Annotated in this window: 28 protein-coding genes; 1 reads left to right on the plus strand and 27 read right to left on the minus strand. The window is 60.1% G+C overall.

The window, feature by feature from the left end; genetic code table 11:
* Positions 1-14: 14 nt before the first annotated feature.
* From NT137_05380 to NT137_05505, 26 genes are all read right to left on the minus strand, one after another.
* On the minus strand, positions 15-443 hold the full coding sequence (locus NT137_05380; GenBank protein MCX6652768.1) for an uL15 family ribosomal protein: 429 nt from the start codon (positions 441-443) through the stop codon (positions 15-17).
* 27 nt (positions 444-470) lie between these two features.
* Complete coding sequence (locus NT137_05385; protein MCX6652769.1) at positions 471-935, minus strand: 50S ribosomal protein L30; 465 nt, start codon at positions 933-935, stop codon at positions 471-473.
* A gap of 4 nt (positions 936-939) precedes the next feature.
* Positions 940-1,641, minus strand: coding sequence for a 30S ribosomal protein S5 (locus tag NT137_05390; protein MCX6652770.1), 702 nt, complete (start codon positions 1,639-1,641; stop codon positions 940-942).
* A 1-nt stretch (position 1,642) separates the two neighbouring features.
* The gene (locus tag NT137_05395; GenBank protein ID MCX6652771.1) at positions 1,643-2,143 is read right to left on the minus strand and encodes a 50S ribosomal protein L18; all 501 of its coding nucleotides are present in this window, start codon (positions 2,141-2,143) and stop codon (positions 1,643-1,645) included.
* On the minus strand, positions 2,144-2,599 hold the full coding sequence (locus NT137_05400; protein MCX6652772.1) for a 50S ribosomal protein L19e: 456 nt from the start codon (positions 2,597-2,599) through the stop codon (positions 2,144-2,146).
* Positions 2,600-2,601: 2 nt separating this feature from the next.
* On the minus strand, positions 2,602-3,381 hold the full coding sequence (locus NT137_05405; GenBank protein MCX6652773.1) for a 50S ribosomal protein L32e: 780 nt from the start codon (positions 3,379-3,381) through the stop codon (positions 2,602-2,604).
* The gene (locus NT137_05410; GenBank protein MCX6652774.1) at positions 3,378-3,929 is read right to left on the minus strand and encodes a 50S ribosomal protein L6; all 552 of its coding nucleotides are present in this window, start codon (positions 3,927-3,929) and stop codon (positions 3,378-3,380) included. Before NT137_05410 ends, NT137_05405 begins: the two co-directional genes overlap by 4 nt.
* 10 nt (positions 3,930-3,939) lie before the next feature.
* On the minus strand, positions 3,940-4,329 hold the full coding sequence (locus tag NT137_05415; GenBank protein ID MCX6652775.1) for a 30S ribosomal protein S8: 390 nt from the start codon (positions 4,327-4,329) through the stop codon (positions 3,940-3,942).
* A gap of 10 nt (positions 4,330-4,339) precedes the next feature.
* Positions 4,340-4,486 (minus strand): 30S ribosomal protein S14, encoded by a 147-nt coding sequence (locus NT137_05420; GenBank protein ID MCX6652776.1) that lies wholly within the window; start codon positions 4,484-4,486, stop codon positions 4,340-4,342.
* Positions 4,483-4,995 (minus strand): 50S ribosomal protein L5, encoded by a 513-nt coding sequence (locus NT137_05425; protein ID MCX6652777.1) that lies wholly within the window; start codon positions 4,993-4,995, stop codon positions 4,483-4,485. The genes NT137_05420 and NT137_05425 overlap by 4 nt, the downstream gene beginning before the upstream one ends.
* Positions 4,992-5,702 carry a 30S ribosomal protein S4e gene (locus tag NT137_05430; protein MCX6652778.1) on the minus strand — a complete coding sequence of 237 codons (711 nt, stop codon included), beginning with the start codon at positions 5,700-5,702 and terminating at the stop codon, positions 4,992-4,994. Before NT137_05430 ends, NT137_05425 begins: the two co-directional genes overlap by 4 nt.
* Positions 5,699-6,073 carry a 50S ribosomal protein L24 gene (gene rplX, locus NT137_05435; GenBank protein MCX6652779.1) on the minus strand — a complete coding sequence of 125 codons (375 nt, stop codon included), beginning with the start codon at positions 6,071-6,073 and terminating at the stop codon, positions 5,699-5,701. The genes NT137_05430 and rplX overlap by 4 nt, the downstream gene beginning before the upstream one ends.
* A gap of 11 nt (positions 6,074-6,084) precedes the next feature.
* A complete protein-coding gene (locus NT137_05440) occupies positions 6,085-6,483 on the minus strand; it encodes a 50S ribosomal protein L14 (protein MCX6652780.1) in 399 nt (132 codons plus the stop codon).
* A 5-nt stretch (positions 6,484-6,488) separates the two neighbouring features.
* Complete coding sequence (locus NT137_05445; GenBank protein MCX6652781.1) at positions 6,489-6,818, minus strand: 30S ribosomal protein S17; 330 nt, start codon at positions 6,816-6,818, stop codon at positions 6,489-6,491.
* Between the two features lie 4 nt (positions 6,819-6,822).
* Positions 6,823-7,086: a ribonuclease P protein subunit gene (locus NT137_05450; protein MCX6652782.1), complete on the minus strand. Its 264-nt coding sequence runs from the start codon at positions 7,084-7,086 to the stop codon at positions 6,823-6,825.
* 7 nt (positions 7,087-7,093) lie between these two features.
* Positions 7,094-7,393 carry a stress response translation initiation inhibitor YciH gene (yciH, locus tag NT137_05455; protein MCX6652783.1) on the minus strand — a complete coding sequence of 100 codons (300 nt, stop codon included), beginning with the start codon at positions 7,391-7,393 and terminating at the stop codon, positions 7,094-7,096.
* Entirely contained in the window at positions 7,393-7,593 is a 201-nt protein-coding gene (rpmC, locus tag NT137_05460) for a 50S ribosomal protein L29 (GenBank protein ID MCX6652784.1), read from the minus strand. The genes yciH and rpmC overlap by 1 nt, the downstream gene beginning before the upstream one ends.
* Positions 7,593-8,369, minus strand: coding sequence for a 30S ribosomal protein S3 (locus NT137_05465; GenBank protein ID MCX6652785.1), 777 nt, complete (start codon positions 8,367-8,369; stop codon positions 7,593-7,595). Before NT137_05465 ends, rpmC begins: the two co-directional genes overlap by 1 nt.
* Before the next feature lies 1 nt (position 8,370).
* A complete protein-coding gene (locus NT137_05470; GenBank protein ID MCX6652786.1) occupies positions 8,371-8,817 on the minus strand; it encodes a 50S ribosomal protein L22 in 447 nt (148 codons plus the stop codon).
* A gap of 9 nt (positions 8,818-8,826) precedes the next feature.
* Positions 8,827-9,291 (minus strand): 30S ribosomal protein S19, encoded by a 465-nt coding sequence (locus NT137_05475; GenBank protein ID MCX6652787.1) that lies wholly within the window; start codon positions 9,289-9,291, stop codon positions 8,827-8,829.
* 5 nt (positions 9,292-9,296) lie between these two features.
* Positions 9,297-9,998, minus strand: coding sequence for a 50S ribosomal protein L2 (locus NT137_05480; protein MCX6652788.1), 702 nt, complete (start codon positions 9,996-9,998; stop codon positions 9,297-9,299).
* A gap of 10 nt (positions 9,999-10,008) precedes the next feature.
* The gene (rplW, locus tag NT137_05485; GenBank protein MCX6652789.1) at positions 10,009-10,293 is read right to left on the minus strand and encodes a 50S ribosomal protein L23; all 285 of its coding nucleotides are present in this window, start codon (positions 10,291-10,293) and stop codon (positions 10,009-10,011) included.
* Positions 10,294-10,295: 2 nt separating this feature from the next.
* The gene (gene rpl4p, locus NT137_05490) at positions 10,296-11,072 is read right to left on the minus strand and encodes a 50S ribosomal protein L4 (protein MCX6652790.1); all 777 of its coding nucleotides are present in this window, start codon (positions 11,070-11,072) and stop codon (positions 10,296-10,298) included.
* Between the two features lie 2 nt (positions 11,073-11,074).
* A complete protein-coding gene (locus tag NT137_05495) occupies positions 11,075-12,076 on the minus strand; it encodes a 50S ribosomal protein L3 (GenBank protein ID MCX6652791.1) in 1,002 nt (333 codons plus the stop codon).
* A 280-nt stretch (positions 12,077-12,356) separates the two neighbouring features.
* Positions 12,357-12,677 carry a DUF5611 family protein gene (locus tag NT137_05500; protein ID MCX6652792.1) on the minus strand — a complete coding sequence of 107 codons (321 nt, stop codon included), beginning with the start codon at positions 12,675-12,677 and terminating at the stop codon, positions 12,357-12,359.
* Positions 12,678-12,715: 38 nt separating this feature from the next.
* Positions 12,716-13,729 (minus strand): archaeosine biosynthesis radical SAM protein RaSEA, encoded by a 1,014-nt coding sequence (locus NT137_05505; protein ID MCX6652793.1) that lies wholly within the window; start codon positions 13,727-13,729, stop codon positions 12,716-12,718.
* Positions 13,730-13,853: 124 nt separating this feature from the next.
* On the opposite strand from NT137_05505, the gene NT137_05510 reads away from it, so the two are divergent.
* Positions 13,854-15,209, plus strand: coding sequence for an FAD-dependent oxidoreductase (locus NT137_05510; GenBank protein MCX6652794.1), 1,356 nt, complete (start codon positions 13,854-13,856; stop codon positions 15,207-15,209).
* A 218-nt stretch (positions 15,210-15,427) separates the two neighbouring features.
* On the opposite strand, the gene glnA is transcribed toward NT137_05510, so the two are convergent.
* Entirely contained in the window at positions 15,428-16,831 is a 1,404-nt protein-coding gene (gene glnA / locus NT137_05515) for a type I glutamate--ammonia ligase (GenBank protein ID MCX6652795.1), read from the minus strand.
* Positions 16,832-17,274: the final 443 nt, after the last annotated feature.

The following is a 17,274-nucleotide window of genomic DNA, read 5'->3' on the forward strand; positions in this document are numbered from 1 at the left end:
GTATCACACGGTCACTACTGCGGTTGCACGATTGCCCCGCCCGCTCCCTCGACCTTCTGCTTCGCCTTCTCCGAGCTCTCGGCCACGACGATCTCGTACTTGCCGCTGACCTGCCCGAAGCCAAGGAGCTTGTCCACCCCCATCTTGGTCAGGTCCACGACCGTCCTGTCGCCCTTCTTTTGGGCGTAACCGTCGGAAAGAAGCTTGCTGATGTTCTCGTCCATGTCACCCACGTTCATGGTGATCTTGGCCGAAACGACCTCTTGCGGCCGCTTGAACCCATGTCGGCCGAAGTGGTCAGGATCGAACTTGAGCACGAACATGTACTTGTGCTTGTGCAGTCCGGCGTTGCCACGACCGCCTCGGAGGCCGGCGCCCCTTCCGGCCTTCTTTCCCCGGCCGTGGGTCCTGGACCCCCTGAACTTTTTTGTCCTGCTTGGCATTTCGTCCCCTCAAAGGTATAGTTGCTATTATAACATTCGCTCAATGAGCTCGTTTATCTCCTTGCCACGATAGCCCACCGCTCCGCCCACCTGGAAGGAGCGCTTGACCTTGCCGTATCCCTTGCGCGGAGGGCTCAACCTGAGCACTGGTTTGAAGCCGTCCAGCTTGGAAAGGGCGGTCTCGCCCTTCTTAAGCGCCCGTGCCAGGGCGATTATCGAGGTGTATTTGGAGTGCTCCTTGACCGAGACGTCGTCGATGGGCTTGTCGCCCTCCAGTCGACCGCGGAACTTGATCATCTTTGCCAGCATGTTCTCGTCCACTTCGCCCCAGGTCACGTAGTCCTTGGTCTTGTAGAGCATGCCCCGGGTGGAGTCGTTCTCCGGCACGATGACGCAGTGGTTCGGGCGGGTGAGGTTGAGCAGTTGCATGGTGTCCTCTATGTCCGCGCGCACGTCCCCGTGGCCGCGGACCCGGATGATAGCATATGCCATGTGATCATCCCTCCTTAGCGGGAGCTTCATCGGCCTTAACGACCTCTACCCTCTGCTGAGCCACGTGCACGCTCACCGGTCCGGAGACGATCTTCAGGCGCTGGGCCTGAGCCTCTGTGACCCGAATCGCTGAGGTGGCCTTCAGTGCCTCGAAGGTAGCGATGGCGTAGTTCACCGTGGTCTTGGTGTGACCCTTGGCGAATCCCCAGGAATCCTTCACTCCAGCGAGCACCAGGATGCTCTTGGCCACGTCGCCGACGGCAAGAGATATGCCGCGGGGCGCTGGCTTCAGGTAGACCTCCACGCTCCCGGCCTTGCCCATCACTTCCATTGGCAACGAGTGCGGGGTGCCGCATCCGCATTCCCACGAGCCGCATCCACGCTTGATCTCGATGATGTGCAGCTTGGCGTTGTCTATACCCTTCCGTATCGATGGGCCAACTTCCTTTCCCTTGGCCCGACCGATGCCCACGAACCCGTCCCCGTTGCCGACGGCGCAGGTGATGCGGAACTTGACCCTCCGGCCGGAATCGGTCATGCGCTGAACGATGTTGACATCGATCACTTCGTCCTTCAGGTCCGGCAGCAGGATGTCCACGATCTCCGCCTCCCTGAGGGGCAGCTTGGTCGCCAGGGCCTGACGCATGGTGGTTATCTCTCCGTTGAGCACCATCTTGCCCAGCCTGGTCTTAGGGGTCCAATCCATTTCACTCGACCTCCATCTTGTTCTTGACTTCCTCTATGAGCTTCTCCATCTCCGGGCCGATGTGCTTGCCCTTGATCCGGTCCTCAGAGGGGATGACCTCCTCTCCATGTGGGACCTTCACGCCCGCGTCCAGCAGGCCTTTGAGTACCGCGAAGCAAGCCGCGCCTTTCACTGGCTCCTTGAGCCCTATGTCCAGCACCGCCTCATCCACTCCCTTCGCCTTGGCCTTCATGCCTGCCAGGTACCCGGTGAGGTACGCGGCCGGTAGATTGCCGGTGGACTTGTTCCAGCCAAGCCCGATGAGTTCGCGGGAGTGGGCCGATGCCAGCACCCGGTCTCCTTGGGCGTCGTACTGCACAAGCTGCACGCTAGTGTGCCTAGAAGAGGTGCGCACCACTGCCCGGGCAATCCTGGCCCGGAGCAATCTGGCTCTCTGTCTGTAGTCGGTTCTGCCTTCCCGCCGGCGGCGGAAGGCCACTTTGTAACGTGGTCCGCTTGCCATTTACTTGACCTCCTTCAGCAGACCTTCGGTCTGAAGATGCGAGAGCAGGTTCTTCCTGTTCTTGAACTGCCCGCCCTTGGCCTTCATGTAGAAGCTGCGGTAGACGGAGCGAGTTATCCTGCCGTCGTCCCGCAGCTGCCGAAGCTCCTGCCTGATGGGGCGGATGGTCTGTATCCAATTCCTCTTGGTCGGTTTGCGCGCGCCGGAAGTGCCCTTCCTGCTGCCCGGTCCGCGCCTTCTCCCCTTGCTTCTCTGGTCCAGCTTGTATCTGGTCCTTCCACGGGATACGCCCTGCTTGGGGAGTGCGCGTATGGTCCCGGACTCGATGGCGGTGCGTATATCCGCTCGAGTGATGGCATCCTCCACGTCCTCCGCGCGGTTCGGGTCTATCCAGACCCGGCTCTTTCCGCAACCGAGGATCTCGGATGCCATTCGCTTCTGGTTCTTCAGGTCCATGTCTATCCCGTCCGGTTGAGTATCCTGATGCCCAGCTCGTCAGCGCGCTTCTCGATGACGAGCCTCTTCTTATAGCCTACGGTGCCGCCCACGCGCACCGCCTCCTTCTTCGGGTCCACCTTCTCCAACTGGGCCGCGTTGTGCACCATCACCTCGCGGAAACCAGAGGGGTGGTAGTCGCGTACCTCCTTCGGGCCGCGGTAGCCGATGCTGACGACGGGCGGGCGATAGCCGTAGTGGCGGCGCATCTTGGAGTGGATGCCCCTTGGCTTCCTCCATTTCTCGCCCAGGCGCTGGAATCGGAACCATTCCTGCCTCCGGAACGCTGGGCGGCGAGAATCGATCTCTTGACGCTTGGTTAGGAGGTCCTTGGTCCGGTCATCGAGCTCCGGCTTCAGCTTGGTGACGTAGCCTCCTTCTGGCACGACCTCAGCCGTCGGCTCCTCGATCTCCGTCTTCGGCTCCTCTTCCACTTCCTTCTTCTTCTTTCTGGCCTTGGGGGCGGGGGCCTCGGTCTTCTTCGTTTCCTCGCTGGGCCCCTCGGCCTCTGCCTCGGTACCCAGGGATTCTTCGATGACCTCTATCCAATGGTTGGCATGCTTCTGGCCGATGCCCTTGAGCTTCTTCTGCTCAACGATCTCCTGGAAGCGTTCCTCGTCGCTCAGCGCTTCGTACAGCTGTTCCAGGGTCTCGATGCCCATGCCCTTGAGCACCTCTCCGTGCTCGTCCTTGTAGTAGGGCAGGTCAGCGATGTCCTTGATATCCTTCTTGGCCGGGCTCATGCCTTCACCTTCCTTGCTTTCTCCACGATGTAGATGCCGTCCTGGAACACCCGCGGGTCGAAGCCTCTGATCTTGCAGGCGCGCTCGATGTTGGCGGCGCTCTGGGACACGGCCTCCAGCTCTATGGAATGGAGGACGACCTCGTTGCCCTTCACCGTGACCTTGGTCTGGCGCAAGATGTCCGCGTGCCTGGGGGCCTTCTCGCCCAGGAAGTTCTCGATGACGAACTTATCACCTTTCACAGTGGCCTTCATGGGGAAGTGGGAGTACACGATCTTCATGTGGTACTCGAAACCTCCCTGCACGCCGTCGATCATGTTCTGGATGTGGGACGCGAACGTGCCCACCGTGGCTTTGTCCTTCACCCGGGGGTACTGGGCGCTGACCACTACATTGCCTTCCTTCACGCCGATCTTCACCTTGGGGTGGACGAAGCTCCGCTTGAGCTCGCCGACCTTGCCTTTGACAGTGACGGCGGCGCCGTCGATCTGGACGGTCACGCCCTTGGGGATCTCCACCTTCTCTTCGATGATTCCGCTTATGGTCATGTGCATCGCCTCAGTACACGTATGCCAGGAGTTTGCCTCCCACTCCCAGCTCCTTCGCCTTAGCGTGGCTAATGACACCTGCGGTGGTCGTGAGGATGATGACGCCGAAGTCTTGGGCGGGCAGATAGCGCGCCTCGAACTTCTCCAGGTCCGTCTTCTTCACGGAGTAGCGGGGCTTGATGACGCCGCAGTTGTTGATCTGTCCCTGCAGCATGACCTTGAACACGCCCGCCTTGCCGTCCTCCACGAACTCGAACTGCGTGATATAGCCCGACTCCTGCATCACCTTGAGCACACGCCCGATGAGCTTGGAGGAGGGCCGGATGACGCACTCCGACTTGCCGACCGTCGATGCGTTCTTGATGGTTGACATCGCGTCGTTTAGGGGATCGCTTTGCATTCTTCTCACCTCACGAATACTTCTTGAATCCAATCTGCGGAGCGATCTCCCGGAAGCACTGGCGGCATAGATGCATGCCGTACCTCCTCACGATGCCCCTCTTCCTACCGCAGCGCGTGCAGCCCTTTGAGCGGCCGAACTGCTTCTTTGGCTTCACTCCATCACCTCTGCGTTGAAACGGTCGCGCATGAACTTGACGGCCTCCGTACGGGTCATCCTGTGCTCCTTGGGCAGACTGCGCTTGAGCACCCTGCGCCTCGTCACCCTGTAGCCAGGGCGGGCGATGACCACGTTGACGTCCATGCCGAAGATGCCAATCTCCGGGTCGTACCTCATGCCGTCGAACTCGGTGTAGTCCGGGACTCCGAAGGACAGGTTGCCCTCGGGGTCGAACGAGTAGCTTGCGATCTTGTTCTCCCTGGTGAACAGCGCCCGACGGAGGAAATCCTCCGCCTCCTTTCCGCGCAAGGTGACCTTGCAGCCGATGGGCATGCCTTCCCTTACGCCCAGGTCCCGATTGGTGATCTTGGCGTGGGTGACCAGGGGTTTGTGCTTGGTGAGCATCTGCAGGACCTTCTGCGCCTTCTCCAGGCGCTCGCCCGCATCGCCCACTCCGATGTTCACGACCACCTTGTGGATCCGTGGCTGTCTCATGATCTCGCTCATAGCGCGCTCGCCTCCGGAAGCTCCACTTCAGGTCCTTTGTTGCCTACCACGAAGACGTTGTGCTTCACCGTCGATCGTCCGTCCTTGAACCTGATCACGTTAGGCGCGGTGGTGCGCTTCACCACGTACTCCTCGATGACCGCCAGGTCGCCGACGTTCGAGCCGCCGGTGATCATGACCGTGCTGCCCTTGGCCAACTTGTAGGTGTCCAGGATCTTCTGGCTGGGGACCTCGATCTTGAGCACGTCCCCGACCTTGTAGCTGTCCTTGCCCACCAGCAGGTTGCGGCCGTCGTGCAGGTTCAGCTGCGTCTTGCCACCGGAAACGGTGGTCTTCCCCTCGATGCGGCACAGCTTCCAGGTTTGCTTGCCCTCTGTCAGCTTCATCAGTCGGAACTTGCCATTTCGGTCCATGACCATGCGGTAGTGCTGGTCCACCTTGGGCAGTGACACCACGTCCATCAGGCCCACGGGGAAGTTGTAGTCCGTGACCACGCGCCCGTCCACCTTCACCTGTCTGTCGCCAAGGATGCGTTTCGCTTCCCGGGCCGTGTCCGCCACGCCCAGGACCTCGCGCAACACCAAGGCGATGGGCATGCCGTCTTGCAGCCCATGAGGGCCGGCACGGGGCTTCGCTATCCAGGTGCTCGTCTTCTTCGCCACTGGCCAGCTCCGGGGAGCGGTCATCCGCTTCATGTCGTTGCTCATTGCGAGACCTCCTGAGTATGCTGGAGCTTTGCCTTCCTTCGCGGGTCTTTGAGTTCCAGCTTGGTGATTATAACGTTCGAGGCGTGCACGGGGCGGGCTTTCTGCGTGTTGTCCGCCTTGGGCATGGTGATGCCTTCGATGATCAGCCGTCCGGTCTTGGTGTTGACCTTGGTGACCTTGCCCTCTATGCCCAACACGCCCTCATCCCCCCGCATGACGCGAACCATGTCGCCATGGATGACCAGTGTCGAGCGGCGCCCGTACTGTTTCATCAGCGCCTCGCTCAGGTGGGAGGCGACCATCTTCCGGCGGATGTGCACCGGGGCATTGTACTGCGCCTTGCGCTGCTTCCTTGCTTGCTTGCTCTTCATATTTGGTCACCTCACACGATCATGGACGCGGTGGCGGCGATGCGAGGCCAGCGCTCTGCCGCCTCACGGGCCACCGGCCCTTTGATGTCCGTTCCCTTGGTCTCTCCTTCCTCGGTGGTGATGACCGCGGCATTGTCCTCGAACGCGACCATCGTGCCATCCGGGCGTCGGAAAGGCCTTCTCTGCCTGACGATGATGGCGCGAACCACTTGCCTGCGCATCTCCGGAGTACCCTTCTTCACGGAGGCGACGATGATGTCGCCCACCGCGGCCGAAGGCTGTCTCCGGGTGACACCATGGTATCCCGGCACGGCGATGACGCTGATGGTCTTGGCCCCGCTGTTGTCTATGACATCCAGCATGGTGCCGGTCATGATGCCGCGGGTCTGATTGCCTGCGATGCCCTTCATGGTGTTCACCTCTTCTCGATTATGACGAAGGAGACCGTCTTGCTCAGCGGGCGGCATTCCGCCAATCTCACTGCGTCGCCTACCTTCACTCCCAGGCAGGGGGGGCAGTGCGCCGAGTATCGGCTGGTCTTCTTCACGTAACGCTCGTACTTGGAGTCGTAGTTCAGGTAATTGCGCTCCACCACGGCGGTGTTCTTCATCTTGTCCGAGACGACGACGCCGTCGATCATCTGACCGCGCACGGACAGCTTGCCATGGAATGGGCAGTGCATGTCGGTGCAGACGGTCTGGGGAGCCTTGACGTCGATCCCGATGTCCTTGACCTCGCTCTTCATTGGATCACCTTATCTTCTTGATTCGGTCCTCTGGTCGGTGCTGAATCTCAGAGCCTTGGACCGCGATCTTCTCGCCCTCGTATGTGAAACGGAATTCGTTCCCCGGTTTGGGGACGGTGACCTCTCGGCCGGCCGTGTCGATCTGGAACGTGTTCTTGGTCTCGCCTACCACTATCCCTCGTATCTCCAGATACGCAGGGTGGCGGGATGAGGATACCTCAACCTCCAGGCCGACGAACTCTTTCCTCATGAACTCACTCTTCTTCATTTCCTCATCATCTGACTTCGGTTTTGAAGCCCATCTCTTCCAGGGCCTGCTGCACTTTCTTCTTGTGTTCGCCCTGGAGTTCGATCTTGCCATCTTTCGCGGTGCCGCCGGCAGCGCACCTGGTCTTCAGCTTGCGCGCCAGGTCGTCGATGTCGATGTCGTTGGAGTCGATACCACTGACGATCGTCACCACCTTCCCATAGCGCCGGCTGTCGGTGCTGATCTTCACGGTCTGCTGCTCGCGGGCGATCTCCTCGCACATGCACAGCTCTTTGGGCAGTCCACATACGGAGCAAATCTCAGCCATTACTTCTCTTCCTCCCTCTGGACGGTCAAGATTCGGGCAATGTTCGTTCTCAAAGCGCGAATCCTACCCGGGTTGGCGGGCGCACCGCCCATCGCCGCCGTTCCTCTCTCGTGCATCAGTTCAGCGCGGAGCTCGCTCAGTTTCGCTTGGCGACTTTCCGCGTTCATCGTCCTGATCTCCTTGGTCCTGAGAAGCGCCATCAGTTCGCACCTTCCTTTTGCTCTTGATCCTGGGGCGTTTCCTTCTGCTCGGAGCTCGGCTGGGCCGGTTGGTCTCCTTCCGCAGGCGCATCCTCCGCCTTGGGGGATTCTGTGACCACGATGGCCTCCTCCTTGGCGAAGATGCGATCGGCCATCTCGGGCATGAGCTTGGCCGCGTCCTCCAGCGAAATGATATCCACCTCGTCCGGCAGGTGGGCATCAGGTGCCATGATCTCCACTTTGACCCCAATGACGCCGGGCTTCAGCTTGGCCACGGCGAATCCCTTGCGGATGAACTTCAGCTTCGGCTCGCCGCAGAACTTGATGTAGCCTTCTTTGAACTTCTCCGTGCGGTGGCGTTCGCCGGTCAGCTTGCCGGCGACGACCACGTGGCAACCCCTGGCCCCGGAGTCCATGACCCGGCGCACAGTGCTGTGCCCCGCCCGTCGGAAATGCCAGCCTCGCTCGAGCGCGAAAGCCAGTTTCTCCGCCATGATCTGGGCATTGAGATTGGGGTTGTCGACCTCCTGCACCTCCACCTGGGGGTTGTCGAACTTGAAGTCCTTCTCGATGGCGTTGGTGAGCGATTTGATCGCGGCGCCCTTCCGCCCGATGACTATGCCCGGTCGCTCGACTATGAGCGTGACCCTTGTACCCATGGGCGTGCGCTGTACCTCGACCCCGCCGAAACCGGCGCGGTCCACCGCCTTCATCAGGTATTCCTTCAGCAACACCCGGCGGATGTTCTCGGTGATGAATTTCCTTTCATTGGCCATTTCACTTCACCTCTTCTAGTATAACCTCGATGTTCACGGTCTGCTGGTTCCACTGGGTGCTGCGGCCGTAAGCCCTTGGCATCTGTCCGGGGATGGTCCGGCCCAGATGCGCAGCGACCACCCTCAGGCGCATGTTGTCCGCGTCCAAGCCTTTGTACTCGGCGTTGGCGCGGGCGCTCTCCAGGACCTGCCGGATGGCCTTGGCGGCCTTCTGCGGGAACCTGCCCGGGCCGACCCCGCGCTTGTGCGCCACGCCCACCTTGAACCGAAGGATGGGGACCGGCCTCTTCAGGGCCTCGACCTCCTCCAGCATGGTGATGGCCACGGCCACGTTCTTTCCCCGCAGCATGCGGCAGATCTCCCTCGAGAACTTGGGAGAGATGGGAAGCTCCTTGCCGATGGCTCGTGCGGTGGTGTCCGGGTCCGTTTGTTGGGTGTATCCGACCATTTTCTCACCTCACTTCAGCGGCAGGAACTTGGACGATCTGGTCGCACCGACACCCGGTCCGCTGTGCCTCACGGACTTGCGGGTCATGGCGAACTCGCCCAGGTAGTGCCCGATCATCTCCGGTTTGATCTCGATCTCCTTGAACTCCTTTCCGTTGTGCACAGCCACCTTCTTGCCCACGAAATTGGGCATGATAGGGATGTCGCGGCGATGCGTTCGAACAACGTCTATCTCACCGGACACTATCTTGTCGAAAGTGACCTTCTGCTCCTCGTTCAATCCGCGGGTGAAAGTGCGGCGGACGCGCGAGGGCATGAGGCCCAAGACATCGTCGAATGGCATCTCCAAGAGCTCTTCCATGGTAAAGCCGCGGTAGGTGAATTCCTTCCTGCGGCGCCCCTGGAACGCCCCCTTCTTCTTTCTTTGCTTCCTGCGGGAGGACTTCGTGCCCGCCAACGGTTTCTCCTCTGCCATCGTGATCACTTCTCCTTCTTCTTCTTCTGGGGGGAAAGCCTGCCCACCTTCCTTCCAGGGGGAGCGTTGCGGCTGACCGTGCTCGGTTTGCCAACATGTGGATGAGAGCCGCCACCGTGCGGGTGGTTGACCGGGTTCATGGCCACTCCCTTCACCTTGAAGTACGCTTTGCTTCTCGAACTGTATGCGTGGAACTTGTTGCCCGCCTTACCGAACGGTTTCTCCGTGTGGCCGCCACCGGCTACGGTGCCGATGGAGGCGCGACAGCGGGGGTCGAAGGTCTTGAACATTCCCGAGGGCATGAGCATCACGACCTTGTCACCCCGGGAGACGACCGTGGCCGAGGACCCAGAGGTGCGCACGTAGCGCCCGCCGTCCCCCGGCCTGGCCTCTATGTTGTGCACCAACGTGCCTTCCGGCAGCGCCGCCAAGGGCAGCACATTGCCAGCGGTGAAGGGTACGTTCGGTCCCGTGAGGACCTCTTGCCCCACCATCATTCCTTCGGCGGCCAACATCAATTGGGTCTTGCCGTTGAATTCCACCTCGGCCATGGGTCCGAGCCTTCCTGGAGCGTGCACGATATCCGTCACGCGACCGGTCAGGCTCGCGCCCTCCGGGTGCCTGGCCTTTCCCAAATGCCTGTGGCTGGGCGACCGGTAGACCGATCCACCGCATCCCCTTCTCTGCTGTCTGAGATGTTTTCCCATTCATCTCACCTCAGAACACCCCGACCCTCATGCCGATGTCCTCGGCCGAGTAACCTTCCGCGAGCTTGATGATCGCGTGCTTTCCTTCCTTGCCGATCTTGACCCACACCTTGGCCACCTTGACCTCGAACTGCTTCTCGAAGGCAGCCTTCACGTCCGCCTTCGTGGCGTTCTTCTTGACAATGAACTCCAATTTGTTGCCGTCCTTGAAGTCCTGGGTGGGCGTGCCGGTCATATGGTTCATGGTCTTCTCCGTCACGTACGGGTGCAACAGGACATCTTCTAGTTTCACCATTCTCACCACTCCCCTATCTTCTTCAGGGCGGCCTCGGAGAACACGGCCAGTCGACCGGCCGCTCCTCCCGGGGCCAGCAACCCCGCGTTCAGCTGTTCTGGGGAAACGATCTCCACGCCGGCCAGGTTGGAGGCGCTCTTGAAGATCGGCGCTTTCCGGTCCGCGACCACGATGAGCAGACCGCGAGCCTTCTTGAAGCGGCGGCCTCGCATCTTGCCCTTCCCGGGGCGGACCTTCTTGGAGTCCTTGGCCCTTTCTACGTCGGAATCAAGTCCGACGCTCTGCAAAGCCTCTAGAACATCAGCCGTGCTCCCCAGCTTCTCCACGGAATCCTCGAAGATGACCGGAAGGGTCACCTCCGCATTGAACTGGTGCCCGCGTCCCTTGACCATCTCCACGTTCGCCATGGTGGCGAGGGCGGAGAATCGGGCCATGATCCGCTCCTTGCGGTTCACTTTCATCTCCCAGGAGCGATCCACCTTCGGGGGGAACGCGCGCCTGCCGCCGACATTGTTCGGTGACTCGGCGGCCTTCGCTCCCTGCGACAAGCGCTGCACTCTGGCCACACCTCGGCCCTTGCCCCAGGTGGATACCGCATGCCTCGCGCCGGCCCTAGGCATCGATCCATAGGGCTGGCGGTGGTTGGACTCCTCGGCCACGACCGCCTTCTTGATCATGTCCGGTCTGTAGGCCGTGGCGAAAACGGTCGGCAGGTGGGTCGTGCGCACGACCTCGCCCTTCACCGAATAGACATTGACCTGTCCTTTCTTCGCAGCCATTCTCAGGCCCCCTGCTTGGACTCAATGGAGAGATAGGCCACCACTGGAGCCTCCTTCAGAACGATGCCGCCCCTGCGCACCGGATCTCTCAATCTGACCAGGCGCTTGGTCGGGCCCGGCACCGAGCCGTGTAGGAGAAGATAACCATTGACGACCTGCCCGTAGTGCAGGAATCCTCCCTTCGGGGTCACTTCCTCTCCCTTCTCTCCCACCTTGATGACGCGCTTGTTCATCTCCGTTCTCTGGTGGTAGCCCATCTGTCCCGCCTGGGGCACGGTCGGCCTCACGTAGCCTGGGCGCTTGGGCCCCAGGTTGCCAACCATGCGGCGGTGTTTGCTGTTCTTGTGCGACAAGAGCTTCAGGCCCCAGCGCTTGATCGCTCCCTGGAAGCCCTTGCCCTTGGTGACGGCGGCGACGTCGATCATCGCCCCGTCCTTAGTGAAATCTGTGACCTGGATTTCCTTGCCCAGGATGCCCTTGGCATAGTCCATGCGTTGGTCCATGGTGCCCCCGCCGATCCTCAGTTCCATCAGCTCCGGCTTCTTCTTGGGCACGCCCTTGACCAGCTTGGGTTGCGTATAGGCCAGGACGCGAACGTCCTCGACATCCACGCCCTTCAGCTTCTCCCAGGCCTTTTCCGCCTCCACCTTCTTGGGGAGGGGCAGCAGCCTGGCCAGGGTGGCATCGAATTGGTTCGCCCAGACCTCGCCCGCGGTCCTCAGGCCGTAGCGGGTGTTCTCATAGATGCGGACGGCCGCGATTCTCATGGGCGGCACTTCTAGAACGGTCACAGGCACACGGACCTCTTGCCCCGCGGTGTTGCTGTGGGGGCGGAAGTCCGTGATGAAGGCGTGCGTCATGCCCGCCTTGTATCCGGCGAACCCCTGTACCTTCGGTCCCTCGTTGATCTCGGGCCAGGCATCGAGTCTCGGGGTCTGCCGCTTCGCTCGCTTCCTAGGCGAATACGCCATCGATCCCTTCTTTGGACGTCTTTTGTTTGACATGGTTCCCCCTCTCACTTCTGCGAGAGAGTACACTCTCGTTTGCTAACGCTCGCCTCAAAGAGTGTCCTTTGTGAACCTTCGACCGTGACGCCGTTCCCGCCTGCCAGAATGGTTGGCGGACGGTACAGGGTTGCTGTCGCATTGCCCATGGTGTCTGGTCGAACGTCCTCAGCGCGTTGAGCAAAGTCGCATAAGGGTAGCCATATATAAGTTAATCGGTGAGGGGGGGAGTGCCAACTCGTCACCCCTGGCATAGGCGGGCGGTGAGGTCCGCGGCGACCTAGAGCTTTCCTTCCTTCGCCTTCTTATGTGCTCGCTTGCCCCTTTCCTTGGAGGTGAATCCGGTCGCCTGCACCAGGAAGGCGTTCCAACGCTTGATGGTCTCGAGCTGGATGTCCGCAGGAGCGCTCTTGTTCATCTCTGCCGAAACGTCGATCCGCGTCTTGTCCAGCAGCTTCACTTCCACCTTGGTGATCGCCCCAAAGGAGCTGACCATTCTTCCGTCCTTCTCCTCTACCCTGCCGAAGCATTGGGACATGATCGTCCTGAGTCCCTCGCCTTCCAGCTTAGCGGACTGGCCCTTGCGCAGATCGTATTCCATGGTTCTCCCTCGATGGAATCTTCATATTGCTAGATAAATCAGACGAGCGGCAGCTCGTTCTCCAAGTAGCGCTCGATGTCGACGGAGGTCATCATGGCATCCTGCGTCCTCAGCTGCGCCTCCCACTCCCTGCGACAGGCGCAATCCAATCCATCGAACTCCTTCAGGTCCTGGCTGAAGGCGAAGCGCTTGACCGCCTGCAGCACCTCTTGGTCACAATGCTCGCAATTGTGCACCCCTCTGGAGGTTCCAGCTCCACTAGGCGAAGAGAACACCCTCACCTCTGTCGATCGCTTGGCTTCTTTGAGGACCTCCACCAAAGACCAGAGCCAAGGTGGACGATAGTTGCCCCTTTTCCACAGGCGTTCCACTTCCGTCCCCGCTTGCACGTTGACCGGGTTCACGGAGATGGTCTGCGAATGCTGCGAAGAGAACTTGGCGGAGGCGATGGCGTCGAGCATCCCCTGTCGCTCGCTCATGAACGGCGGTTTGAGGAGCAGGTAGGTGCGCAGCCGCATTCCCTGGTCGCGAATGGCTTGAGCCGCTTGGACGTAGTCGGAAACGCGGAACCCTTTGCGCACGCATTTGCGAAGCACATCGTCGTTCGAACTTTCTAAGCCCAGAGCGATTTCCACCTTCTCCTTCGGAAGAGAGTCAAGAACCTCTGGGACGACGAACTCCGGTCGGCTCTCGAAGAGGATGCGCTTTGCAGGCGCGAAGGCCGAGATTATTTGGTCTCTCGCGTCCAGCGGTATCTCCTTGGGGTCGAGGAAGCTGCCGGAGGTGTAGATCTTGACCATCTCCTCTCCCTGATACTTTCCCACGGCGTTCTGGAGCTGGGCAAGGATATGCTCGGTTCCGATCCCTTCTCGGCTGGCCAGATTGTAGCCGCACATGAGGCATCCAAGCTTCTTCGACCACCAGCAGCCACTGGTGCGCAAGATGAGCACCATGGCCCTCGCTCTCTGACCGTCGATGACATCATCTTCTTTCCAGAGCGCCTCTGGCATCGCTGTCCTGTCGGTCTCTTCAAGCGAGCGGTCCTGCTTCACGACCTTTCGTAGAAGCCCATGACCTATTTGAACCGTCCTGTCTTCGCTCGGTCGAGCATTGTCCGGCAGCCCTTCCAGCAAATCTTTAAGTTCTCTCTCAGGAATCGCTCGCCGGGTCGGCACCATGGGTAGGAGGATAGTCGTGGTGGGGTCGGGGGCGGCGGGTATGACCGCAGCATCGACCGCACGGGAACAGGATCACGAAGCGAGCATCACAGTAATCACCGAGGACAGGTACGTGGCCTACTCGCCCTGTGCCATACCGTACGTCATCGAGGGATCGATCCCTGACTTCCGGTCGATCGTCATGCATACCCCGGAGTTCTATGAGCAGGAGCGTGGCATCAAGATCAAGACCACGACCAAGGTCATCGCAGTCGATATGGACTCGAAGAAGCTCCGCACCTCGGTCGGAGAAGAGCTCCCATATGATTCACTGGTCCTCTGCCCTGGGGGCACCGTCTTCGTTCCTCCCGTGGAGGGGGCGAAGCTGCCTGGTGTGTTCACCGTTCACAACTTGGCCGACGGAGAGGCGATACAGAACGCCCTGAAGCGGGTTCAGAGCGTGGTGGTGGCAGGAGCGGGAGTGATCGGCCTGGAGATGGCCGTGGCGATCAACAGACTGGGCAAGAAGGTCACGGTGGTGGAGATGTTCCCCCAGGTCGTGCCCCGATTGCTGGACCCGGACATGGCCGTTCTCGTGCAGCACCACTGTGAGAAGAAGGGAATCGAGATCGCATTGTCCGCACCAATAGCCGCCATCAGAGGCAAGGACAAGGTGGAGGGGGTCGTCGCCGCCGGCAAAGAGATAGAGTGCCAGATGGTGATCATGGCGACCGGCGTGCGGGCGAACCTAGAGCTTCCGAGCATGATGGGGCTGGAGATCGGCGCTTTGGGAGCGGTGCGAGTGAGCGCCACCCTTCAACCCTACCGCAAGAACCGTCTGGTGAAGGATGTGTATCTGGCCGGGGATGTGATCATGTGCGAAAGCGCCGTGACGCCTGGACCGACCATGAACCAGCTGGGGACCGCAGCTGTCCGGCAGGGGCGCGTGGCCGGCATCAACGCCGCGAGCGGCTGCGCGAGCTATCCCCCGGTAGCTTCTCCCTGGGTGAGCCATCTGGGCGAAATGCAGGTGGCTGGGACGGGGCTGTCCCTGAGCTTGGCGGAGTACTATGGCCTCAAGCTCGTCGAGGGAAGGGCGACAGGGCTCACCAGGGCCCGGTACTACCCGGGTGGCAAGAGCATCACGGTCAAAATGCTCGCTGACCAGGAGACTCGCAACATAGTGGGCGCACAGATCGTCGGTGGAGAGGAGGTAACGGGCCGTATCGATTGGCTGACGGCCGCAGTGCTCAAGGACGTGAGCGCGGACGAGTTCGTGGCCAGCTTCGAGAGTGCCTATTGCCCACCGACGTCCATGGTCAAGGACGTGGTGAACCTTGCGGCCGAGGCATTGCAAAGGGCTTTGAACGGTTGAGTGGCCCAAGCCGCCATTTCAAGATCCATCCAGGTCCAGCACTATTCTCAGGGCGTCCGGCCTCGATTCCTTCTGGCGAACTGCATTCTCGTCGATTGAACGGTCAGAAAAGGTGGATCTCCCAAATGGGGGTTTGGGGAGGGGGCAGGGAGCTGCCCCTCCCCGGCGGTGCGCAGGTTGCAGAACCGGGCGCATCGCCTGTTCTTCCCCAAGACACCTCAGGCGTCGAAGTAAAGGAAGAACTCGTATGGATGAGGCCTCAGTCGGATGGCATCGTTCTCCTTGTGCCTCTTGTAGTCGATCCAGGTCTGGATGAGGTTCTCGGTGAACACGCCGCCCTGGAGAAGGAAGTCGTGGTCCGATTCCAGGGCTCCCAGGGACTTGTCGAGGCTGTCCGGCACCTGCTTGATCTTCGCCGCCTCCTCCTTGGAGAGCTCGAACAGGTCCATGTCGTGCGGCGCTCCCGGGTGGATCTTCTTCTTGATTCCATCCAGGCCGGCCATGAGCATGGCTGCGAAAGCCAAGTAAGGGTTGCAGGTGGCGTCTGGCGGTCGGTACTCGATCCTCTTGGATTTGGAACTGGTGCTGTAGACCGGGATGCGGATGGCCGCGGAGCGGTTGCGCTTCGAGTAGACGAGGTTCACAGGCGCCTCATAGCCGGGCACGAGCCGGCGGTAGGAATTGGTGGAGGGCGAGGTCAACGCCAGTAAGGCGGGCGAGTGCTCCAGCAACCCTCCAATATAGTACATGGCGGTCTCGCTGAGCAGAGCGTACCCATCCTCATCGAAGAAGACATTCTTGCCACTCTTCCCCAGGCTCTGGTGCACGTGCATGCCCGTGCCGTTGTCGCCGTACAAGGGTTTGGGCATGAAGGTGATGGTCTTGCCGTTCTCCTTGGCCACGTTCTTGAGTATGTATTTGTAGAGCATCACCTGGTCTGCCATTCTGGTCAGGGTCTGGAAGCGCATGCCAATCTCGCCCTGTCCAGCCGTAGCAACCTCATGGTGGTGCACTTCGCAATCGATGCCCGCATCCATGAGCCTCATGACGCACTCGGAACGGAAATCCTGCAGAGTGTCCACAGGAGGTGCAGGGAAGTACCCTTCCTTGTTGCGTGGGCGGTGACCAAGATTGGCACCAGAGCCGTTGTCCGATGGGCGCCCTGAGTTCCAAATGCCCTCCTCCGAATCTATGTAATAGTAGCCATAGTGCTGGTTCTGATCGAATCGGACGGAGTCGAAGACGAAGAACTCCAACTCAGGCCCGAAATTGGCGATATCCGCTATGCCAGTGGACATGAGGTATGCCTCCGCCTTCTGGGCGATGAGTCTCGGGTCGCGCTCGAATCTCTCCCTGGTAACCGGGTCCGCGACGTCGCAGACCATAGACAATGTAGGGACTCTGTAGATCGGGTCAATGATAGCTGTGCTTACATCCGGCATCAGCAGCATGTCGCTTTCGTTGATCTGGGCAAAACCGCGGATGCTCGATCCATCGAACCCGTGGCCATCAGTGAACTTCTCCACATCCAGCTTGCATGCTGGTATGGATACGTGCTGCATTGTACCGGGAAGGTCCATGAATTTGAAATCCACCATCTTGACCTTTCCGCTGGCGCACATATCGATCGCCGCAGCGATCGGATCGCTTTCCTTCTTCGACCGCTTCCTCGAGAGGCCGGTAGTCTTCAACATTTCACCGTTCGTGGTCGCCATTGGTCTCATCTCCCTGCTACTAGGTTTCTGAGGATCCTCATCCGGACATTGCCCCGGATTTGGGGGCATTCCCCCTACGAATGCGGTCTATAGACAAATGAATAATTAAAGCTTTGTAGACGCATCAATCAGCTCGTAATTGCATAATATATTAGACATATGTATAACAGGAATCGAAATAGTGCGAACGACATAGTTCCTCTGAAATGGCCAGAAGGTCTGGAGCAGACGGCCTGAGGAATCTGGTTCTGAATATTCCTAAGGGAATCACCTAGCAAGGGATACAATCGGAATCCCGTCGATTCGAGCGAAGCCTGATCGGATGACGAGCGAGGAACCGTCGGCGGCAC

It is taken from the genome of Methanomassiliicoccales archaeon, assembly GCA_026394375.1.
In the GTDB taxonomy this organism is placed as follows: domain Archaea; phylum Thermoplasmatota; class Thermoplasmata; order Methanomassiliicoccales; family UBA472; genus JAJRAL01.

What these genes read in the sequence shown, in the direction of transcription:
- NT137_05380 (MCX6652768.1), bottom strand. Translation starts at nt 443, where the DNA reads ATGCCAAGCAGGACAAAAAAGTTCAGGGGGTCCAGGACCCACGGCCGG.
- NT137_05385 (MCX6652769.1), bottom strand. Translation starts at nt 935, where the DNA reads ATGGCATATGCTATCATCCGGGTCCGCGGCCACGGGGACGTGCGCGCG.
- NT137_05390 (MCX6652770.1), bottom strand. Translation starts at nt 1,641, where the DNA reads ATGGATTGGACCCCTAAGACCAGGCTGGGCAAGATGGTGCTCAACGGA.
- NT137_05395 (MCX6652771.1), bottom strand. Translation starts at nt 2,143, where the DNA reads ATGGCAAGCGGACCACGTTACAAAGTGGCCTTCCGCCGCCGGCGGGAA.
- NT137_05400 (MCX6652772.1), bottom strand. Translation starts at nt 2,599, where the DNA reads ATGGACCTGAAGAACCAGAAGCGAATGGCATCCGAGATCCTCGGTTGC.
- NT137_05405 (MCX6652773.1), bottom strand. Translation starts at nt 3,381, where the DNA reads ATGAGCCCGGCCAAGAAGGATATCAAGGACATCGCTGACCTGCCCTAC.
- NT137_05410 (MCX6652774.1), bottom strand. Translation starts at nt 3,929, where the DNA reads ATGACCATAAGCGGAATCATCGAAGAGAAGGTGGAGATCCCCAAGGGC.
- NT137_05415 (MCX6652775.1), bottom strand. Translation starts at nt 4,329, where the DNA reads ATGCAAAGCGATCCCCTAAACGACGCGATGTCAACCATCAAGAACGCA.
- NT137_05425 (MCX6652777.1), bottom strand. Translation starts at nt 4,995, where the DNA reads ATGAGCGAGATCATGAGACAGCCACGGATCCACAAGGTGGTCGTGAAC.
- NT137_05430 (MCX6652778.1), bottom strand. Translation starts at nt 5,702, where the DNA reads ATGAGCAACGACATGAAGCGGATGACCGCTCCCCGGAGCTGGCCAGTG.
- rplX (MCX6652779.1), bottom strand. Translation starts at nt 6,073, where the DNA reads ATGAAGAGCAAGCAAGCAAGGAAGCAGCGCAAGGCGCAGTACAATGCC.
- NT137_05440 (MCX6652780.1), bottom strand. Translation starts at nt 6,483, where the DNA reads ATGAAGGGCATCGCAGGCAATCAGACCCGCGGCATCATGACCGGCACC.
- NT137_05445 (MCX6652781.1), bottom strand. Translation starts at nt 6,818, where the DNA reads ATGAAGAGCGAGGTCAAGGACATCGGGATCGACGTCAAGGCTCCCCAG.
- NT137_05450 (MCX6652782.1), bottom strand. Translation starts at nt 7,086, where the DNA reads ATGAAGAAGAGTGAGTTCATGAGGAAAGAGTTCGTCGGCCTGGAGGTT.
- yciH (MCX6652783.1), bottom strand. Translation starts at nt 7,393, where the DNA reads ATGGCTGAGATTTGCTCCGTATGTGGACTGCCCAAAGAGCTGTGCATG.
- rpmC (MCX6652784.1), bottom strand. Translation starts at nt 7,593, where the DNA reads ATGGCGCTTCTCAGGACCAAGGAGATCAGGACGATGAACGCGGAAAGT.
- NT137_05465 (MCX6652785.1), bottom strand. Translation starts at nt 8,369, where the DNA reads ATGGCCAATGAAAGGAAATTCATCACCGAGAACATCCGCCGGGTGTTG.
- NT137_05470 (MCX6652786.1), bottom strand. Translation starts at nt 8,817, where the DNA reads ATGGTCGGATACACCCAACAAACGGACCCGGACACCACCGCACGAGCC.
- NT137_05475 (MCX6652787.1), bottom strand. Translation starts at nt 9,291, where the DNA reads ATGGCAGAGGAGAAACCGTTGGCGGGCACGAAGTCCTCCCGCAGGAAG.
- NT137_05480 (MCX6652788.1), bottom strand. Translation starts at nt 9,998, where the DNA reads ATGGGAAAACATCTCAGACAGCAGAGAAGGGGATGCGGTGGATCGGTC.
- rplW (MCX6652789.1), bottom strand. Translation starts at nt 10,293, where the DNA reads ATGGTGAAACTAGAAGATGTCCTGTTGCACCCGTACGTGACGGAGAAG.
- rpl4p (MCX6652790.1), bottom strand. Translation starts at nt 11,072, where the DNA reads ATGGCTGCGAAGAAAGGACAGGTCAATGTCTATTCGGTGAAGGGCGAG.
- NT137_05495 (MCX6652791.1), bottom strand. Translation starts at nt 12,076, where the DNA reads ATGTCAAACAAAAGACGTCCAAAGAAGGGATCGATGGCGTATTCGCCT.
- NT137_05500 (MCX6652792.1), bottom strand. Translation starts at nt 12,677, where the DNA reads ATGGAATACGATCTGCGCAAGGGCCAGTCCGCTAAGCTGGAAGGCGAG.
- NT137_05510 (MCX6652794.1), top strand. Translation starts at nt 13,854, where the DNA reads ATGGGTAGGAGGATAGTCGTGGTGGGGTCGGGGGCGGCGGGTATGACC.
- glnA (MCX6652795.1), bottom strand. Translation starts at nt 16,831, where the DNA reads ATGTGCGCCAGCGGAAAGGTCAAGATGGTGGATTTCAAATTCATGGAC.